Origin of the sequence: Comamonas sp., from assembly GCF_036643215.1 — a bacterium.
GTDB lineage: Bacteria > Pseudomonadota > Gammaproteobacteria > Burkholderiales > Burkholderiaceae_C > Comamonas.
Genome location: NZ_JAVXSJ010000067.1, coordinates 1 through 5,922 on the forward strand (window position 1 = coordinate 1; position 5,922 = coordinate 5,922).

5 protein-coding genes are annotated in these 5,922 nt (G+C 61.2%); 4 read left to right on the forward strand and 1 reads right to left on the reverse strand.

The features are described from left to right. The 4 genes from miaB to RSF91_RS19455 all read left to right on the forward strand — a co-directional run. Positions 1-1,124, forward strand: a 1,124-nt coding sequence (gene miaB, locus RSF91_RS19440; RefSeq protein WP_332569949.1) for a tRNA (N6-isopentenyl adenosine(37)-C2)-methylthiotransferase MiaB, incomplete at its 5' end; no start/stop codon positions are given. A 145-nt stretch (positions 1,125-1,269) separates the two neighbouring features. After that, entirely contained in the window at positions 1,270-3,573 is a 2,304-nt protein-coding gene (locus RSF91_RS19445; protein ID WP_332569950.1) for a hypothetical protein, read from the forward strand. Continuing rightward, positions 3,555-4,757, forward strand: a complete 1,203-nt coding sequence (locus RSF91_RS19450) for a hypothetical protein (RefSeq protein WP_332569951.1) — start codon at positions 3,555-3,557, stop codon at positions 4,755-4,757. Before RSF91_RS19445 ends, RSF91_RS19450 begins: the two co-directional genes overlap by 19 nt. Beyond that, positions 4,754-5,515, forward strand: coding sequence for a DUF1266 domain-containing protein (locus tag RSF91_RS19455; protein WP_332569952.1), 762 nt, complete (start codon positions 4,754-4,756; stop codon positions 5,513-5,515). Before RSF91_RS19450 ends, RSF91_RS19455 begins: the two co-directional genes overlap by 4 nt. Positions 5,516-5,592: 77 nt before the next feature. Here the strand turns inward: RSF91_RS19455 and RSF91_RS19460 are convergent. Beyond that, positions 5,593-5,922 (reverse strand): C40 family peptidase (locus tag RSF91_RS19460; RefSeq protein ID WP_332569953.1); only part of this gene is annotated, 330 nt, incomplete at its 5' end.

The window sequence follows — 5,922 nt, forward strand, 5'->3', positions numbered from 1 at the left end:
TGAAGGAAAAAGGCGTGCTGATTGGCGTGGGCGGCTGCGTGGCCAGCCAGGAAGGTGAAGAAATCATCAAGCGCGCGCCTTATGTGGACGTGGTGTTTGGCCCCCAGACCCTGCACCGCCTGCCCGAGCTGCTGAACGCCCGAGCCGCCAAGGCCAAGCCCCAGGTCGATATCTCCTTCCCCGAGATCGAAAAATTCGACCACCTGCCGCCCGCCCGCGTAGAAGGCGCATCGGCCTTTGTGTCGATCATGGAAGGCTGCTCCAAGTACTGCAGCTACTGCGTGGTGCCTTACACCCGTGGTGAAGAAGTCAGCCGCCCGTTTGAAGACGTGCTTGTGGAAGTGGCCGGTCTGGTCGAACAAGGCGTGAAAGAAATCACGCTGCTGGGCCAGAACGTGAACGCCTATCTGGGCAAGATGGGCGACACCAGCGAGGTTTGCGACTTTGCGCTGCTGCTGGAATATGTGTCCGAGATTCCCGGCATTGAGCGCATTCGCTACACCACCAGCCACCCCAACGAGTTCACACCCCGCCTGATCGAGGCTTACGCCAAGATTCCCAAGCTGGTCAGCCACCTGCACCTGCCCGTTCAGCACGGCAGTGACAAGATTTTGATGGCCATGAAGCGCGGCTACACCGCTATGGAATACAAGAGCACGATCCGCAAGCTGCGCGCTATTCGCCCCGATCTGGCGATGAGCAGCGACTTTATCGTGGGCTTCCCCGGCGAGACCGAAGAAGACTTCCAGAAGATGATGAAGCTCATCCACGATGTGCGTTTTGACAATTCTTTTAGTTTCATCTTCAGCCCCCGCCCCGGCACGCCTGCGGCCAACCTGCACGATGACACCCCTCACGAAGTGAAGCTGCGCCGACTGCAGGAGCTGCAAGCCGTCATCAACAACAACATCAAAGAGATCAGCGAAGAGCGCGTGGGCACCGTGCAGCGCCTGCTGGTCGAAGGCGTGAGCAAGCGCGACGGCAGCGAGCTGATGGGCCGCACTGAGTGCAATCGCGTGGTCAACTTCCCCGGCAATGAGCGCCTGATCGGCCAGATGGTGGATGTAAAGATCACCGAAGCCAAGGTCTACACCCTGCGCGCTGAAGTGCTGGTCAAAGAATAAATCCAGCATCAACCGTTCAGAAAAAAGCCTGCGCTGCACCGCGCAGGCTTTTTTTGCGCCTTTTTGCCGACACTCACCACCCCATTCAGCAGATAGGATGGAGGGCATTGGGGCAACGACTGCTCCGGCACGAACTCTGGACACAATGAATCAAACTGCTGCACTTCAGGGTGATGCCCTGTTCGCTCTCATCGACCGGGCGCATGAACTGCTCAATGACTATCACGAGGATCACTCCAGCGCCATCAGCCGGCAAGACCGCATTGCCGCTGCCGTAGAGCTGCTGGGGCAGCAAAACTTTGCCCCCGCCACGGTGCAAGAGCTGGAGCGTGTGCACGACTTCTGGCTGTTTCTGGAGCAGCCCGAAACCGCCAACACCTTGCTGCAGCAGCACAGAGCCACGGTGCTGACCACCGATGCCGACCCTGCCAGCGACTCAGCCGTGCGACTGGCGCTCAGCGATATTCAAAGCCGCATGGTCTTTGACAGGCCCGCAGCCACGGCCTTGCTCATGCCCGCAGCGCAGGCCATTGGCCAGTTGCCCGAAGACATAGACACCGACAACTTCTGGCATGGCTGGCAATGGATGGCCGATGAGCTGCAAGCCTGGGACATTGCCGCCACCGGTATCGACCTGCACCGCGCCAGAGAACGAAGCAACCCCGATCTCGCCGCAGACACCGCCTATCTGGATGCCATCGCCTGCGTGCGCAAGGCCGCGCTGCTGCAAAAGAGCAACCCCGCAGCTGACATGAGCGGCATGGTGCAGACGGCCATCAACACCCTGCGCGATGCCACGCCCGAGCAAAGCGTGGACTTTGACTCCTGGATGACGCTGGCAGAGCATGCCCTGCCGCTGGCACCGCAAAGCCTGCCCGCGTTGCTCATGGCCTGCGAGCAGCAGGTCGCGCGCACTGAAGACCCTGCGCCATCGCAAGCCGTTAAGGCCCATCGACAGGTCAAAATCGTGCGCCTGCAGGCCAAAGCCTGCGCACAGGCTGGCCAGCTGGAGGCCGCGCTGCAACTGGCACCGCAAGGCCACTTTGGCCTGACCGACGATGAAGGCGACCCGTTCACCCCCACGCACCTGGGCTGGCTGGTGCAAGCCGGCCGCATCAGCGAAGCCGCTGATCTGGCGCTTGAAAGCGTGCTGCACTCGCGTCCCGTTTCTGCCGTGGCCGCATTCCAGCTGGCGCGCGAGCGTTTTGACAGCGACCCCGCTCACTCCATTACCTGGGCGCTGATTCTGGGCATCTCCCAGATTGATGAAGACATGCGCCAGTTGCTGGCACAGGAAAAACGCCCCCCGCACCCGGCAGACTTCTACCTGAACATGGCCCGCGCCGCCCAGCCTGGCCACCCGGCGCTGGCGCTGATTGACGGCATGAGACTGGCCCGCAAGCGCCAGTTTGAGCAGGCCTTGCCTCTTCTGGAAGTCGGAGTGAGCCAGCATCCCGAACTGGCCGACGGCGACAAACTTTCCGCCCTGTGGGCCGCCCGCTTTGCAGTCCTTCCGCTGGAAGAAGCATTGGCCCGCCCCTTCCCCGAAGCCTATGGCGGCCACTGGTGCTATGCGGCCGCCGTGGTGCTGGATGACCCCGATGATCTGGCGCCCCTGATGGGCGGCAAGAAAAAAGTGCCGTCGCAAGAAGTGCGTGAGCCGCTGGTGGTGCGCTACTACGAAGAAGGCCTGCGCCGCTTCGAGAATTTCTGGGCCACGGGCAAAGGCATGTTCAAAGATGCAGACCTGCATGTGTACTCCATGCTCTGCAACAATCTGGCCATCAAGTACCGCTTCCTGGACCGCTACGACGAGGCCGCTGAACTGCACCACAAGGGACTGAACAGCAGCGCGTTTGCCGAGCACCACAACGGCCTGTTCTGGTGCGCTGTAGGCAAGGACGATGACACCCAGACCGTGATCGAAGCCGAGCGTCTGTGGCACTTTGCGCTGGAGAATGGTTATGGCCGCCATGACCCTACGCGCTACTTCTCCACCGTCGCCATGTCGCTTTACAAGCTAGACCGTGATGACGAAATCACCATCTGGATGGAGCGTCTGGACCAGTGGTTCAGCGAGCTGGATGAAGACGATCAAAGCAGCGAGCGCCGCGACTACCTGGCCTCGCTGATGTCCATGCTGGATTTCTTCTCCAGCACCCGGCCCGAGCAGGTACTGCCGCGCCTGCGCGCACATCAGGAAGAAGTCATTGCCCTGCATGACTGCTACCCGCTACGCCGCATTGCCTGCGCGCTTGAAGCCTATCCCGAGCTGCTGGAGGAATCCGTGGAACTGCATAAACAGGCCCATAGCTATCTGGACAAGGATGACGACGAAGACGAACAGCGCATGTCGCGCGCGGGTATCGAACGCGCCGAGCGCAAGCTGGCCGAACGCGATGCAGCACCTGCGGCATCGCGTCGCAAATCGTGGTGGAAATTCTGGTGAACCAAGCATCCGAAGCTTCAACCATCGCCAGTGCCTACAAGGCCCGCGATGTCGTCAACGCCCCGGCCATCAAGCAACGCATCAAAGAGCGCAGCACCGGGCGTGGCGATGCGCCTGATGTCGCCACCTGGCTGGGCAACCATTTCTACCGCCATGTCGTGGGGAATCTGCAGGCCGATGAGCCCGGCGTGCAGCGCATTGCCGACGCTCAGCAGCTGCAGACCCTGATGGGCAGGCAAGAGCCCCCCCCCTGGGCACTGGAGCGACTGGCGCGCAAGCAGTCTGGCTTTGACCTGCCCGACCTGTGGTGGGTGCTGCCGGACTCCGCCGCCGTGCTGACGCTGGAGACGCGGCTGGTGGAGTTTCTCTCCACCCGCAAGGGCACATCGCTGGAAGGAAAACTGCAGCGCGTGAATGCCCCGCAGGCACTGGCACGCTGGACGCTGGAGCACCTTGCCTTCGAGCAAAAGCAAAACAGTGGCTGGATAGAACACAGCCAAGAAGCCGTGCAAGGCATTCTGCGCGGCCAGCTGGGCACTTTTGTAGAGTTTCTTGGCAAGAGCCCCAAGGCCCGCCAAGAGATGGCTTATGAAAGCCAGATGATGGGCCACTGCGTGGGGCAGTTTGCCAGCCGCAAAACCTTTATCGGTGGCTATGGCGAGCATTACGCGGAAGGCCTTGAGTCAGGCCGCATGCGCCTGTTCAGCTACCGCACGGGTGCCGCTCAGCCACGCATCACCGTCAACGCCTTTGTGCAAAAAGACGGCAAGCTGAAAATTGAGCAGATCAAAGGCAAGCAAAACCGTCCCCCCATTGCGCGCTATGTACCCGATGTGGTGACCCTGCTCAACCACCTGCCGCTGAATGACGAGGTGCCCGAAGACGCCGTGGCCATGGGCATTGTGCGGCGCCCACCCGATGTGCTGCTGGCCCACCCCGAGCTGGCGCCCTGGTGCTCGGTGCAGGAGCTGCAGACCGACAACGAGCAGCTATGGCTGATACAGCAGCACCCCAGCCTGCTTCCTCAGCTCAATCTGCAGTCCCCGCTGATGCAGTGGATGGTGGCGGCGCGCAAGGACTCGCTGGACAGCGAAGTCATTGAGCGCATGCCCAAGTCCGCCGCCCTGAAACACACTTTGCAGATGGCCAAAAAGCGCCCCCTGCGTGCCGGAGGCCGGGTATGAGCGGCTGGACGCTTCTTTTCATCAGCGCGGGCCTGATTTACTGGAAGGGCATGAGCGGCTGGACGATTCTCTTCATCATCGGCGGCCTGATTTACTGGACCCTGAGCAGCGGCTTCAAACGCCTGAAGGCAGCCAAGCAGCGCGGCGACATCATCAGCTACCAAGCGGGCAGCGATGAGCGCAACTGGGCACTGGCCCTGGCCCACCCCATGGCCTACCACGCCATGCAGGGCGGCTTTGCCAGCGATCTCGGTGGCGCTGACGACGCACTGGCAAAACAACTGCGTCCCATGATCTTGCACCACATGGGTCTGCGCACCGACCTGAGCGACGAGCAAGTGCGCCTGCAATTGCCCGACGCTTTGCGCCAGCGCTGGTTCATGCTGGACTTGCAGCGCCTGCAGCGCAGCGACGACGGCCGCGCCGCCATGGCTTTTGCCTGCGCGCGTGTGAGCTTTTTTGTGCGCAGCGCCCGGCTACTGGACTGGCTGGAAGACAGCATGCACTGGGAAGTGCTGCTGCTCAACGCCCAGCGCGCCCAGCAATGCTTTAGCAACTGGCAGGAGTTTGGTCAGGCCTTTGCACAGGGGCGCACACAATGGCTGGCCCTTGGCCGCAGCGATGTGCTGGGCAAGGCCTTCAGCCCCGAAGAAGTAGCGCAGTGGGTGACGGAAGAGAAGCACCCCTGGCATGTGATGAGCTGGAGCTTGCCACTGGCAGCCAATGAGTCAAACACTGCCGCGCCGCTTGCTGCATAAGCGCAAAGCGCTATCAATTCGATATCAAAAACAAAGGGACTGCCAGGCAGTCCCTTTTTCATGTGCGCGGCAAAACTTCAGGAAAAGATGCTACGAGCTTCGGTAAAGCGTTTGGCAAAGTAAACGTTATCCATGCGCGCGCGCTGCACGGTGCCGCCGCTGGATGGCGCATGCACAAACTGCCCGTTGCCCACAAAAATCCCCATGTGCGAATAGCGTCCGCCCAGGGTGTTGAAGAACACAAAGTCGCCACGCATCAGATCACGCCCGCCCACCGCATTACTGGCCTTCGCCCACTGCGATGTGGTACGTGGCAGCCGCGTTTCGGTAATACCGCCCACGGCCCATTGAATCAAACCGCTGCAGTCAAAACCACCTTCGGGCGAGTTGCCGCCATAGGTATAGGG

Coding starts and splice junctions, on each gene's coding strand:
- RSF91_RS19445 (WP_332569950.1), top strand. CDS start 1,270: ATGAATCAAACTGCTGCACTTCAGGGTGATGCCCTGTTCGCTCTCATC.
- RSF91_RS19455 (WP_332569952.1), top strand. CDS start 4,754: ATGAGCGGCTGGACGCTTCTTTTCATCAGCGCGGGCCTGATTTACTGG.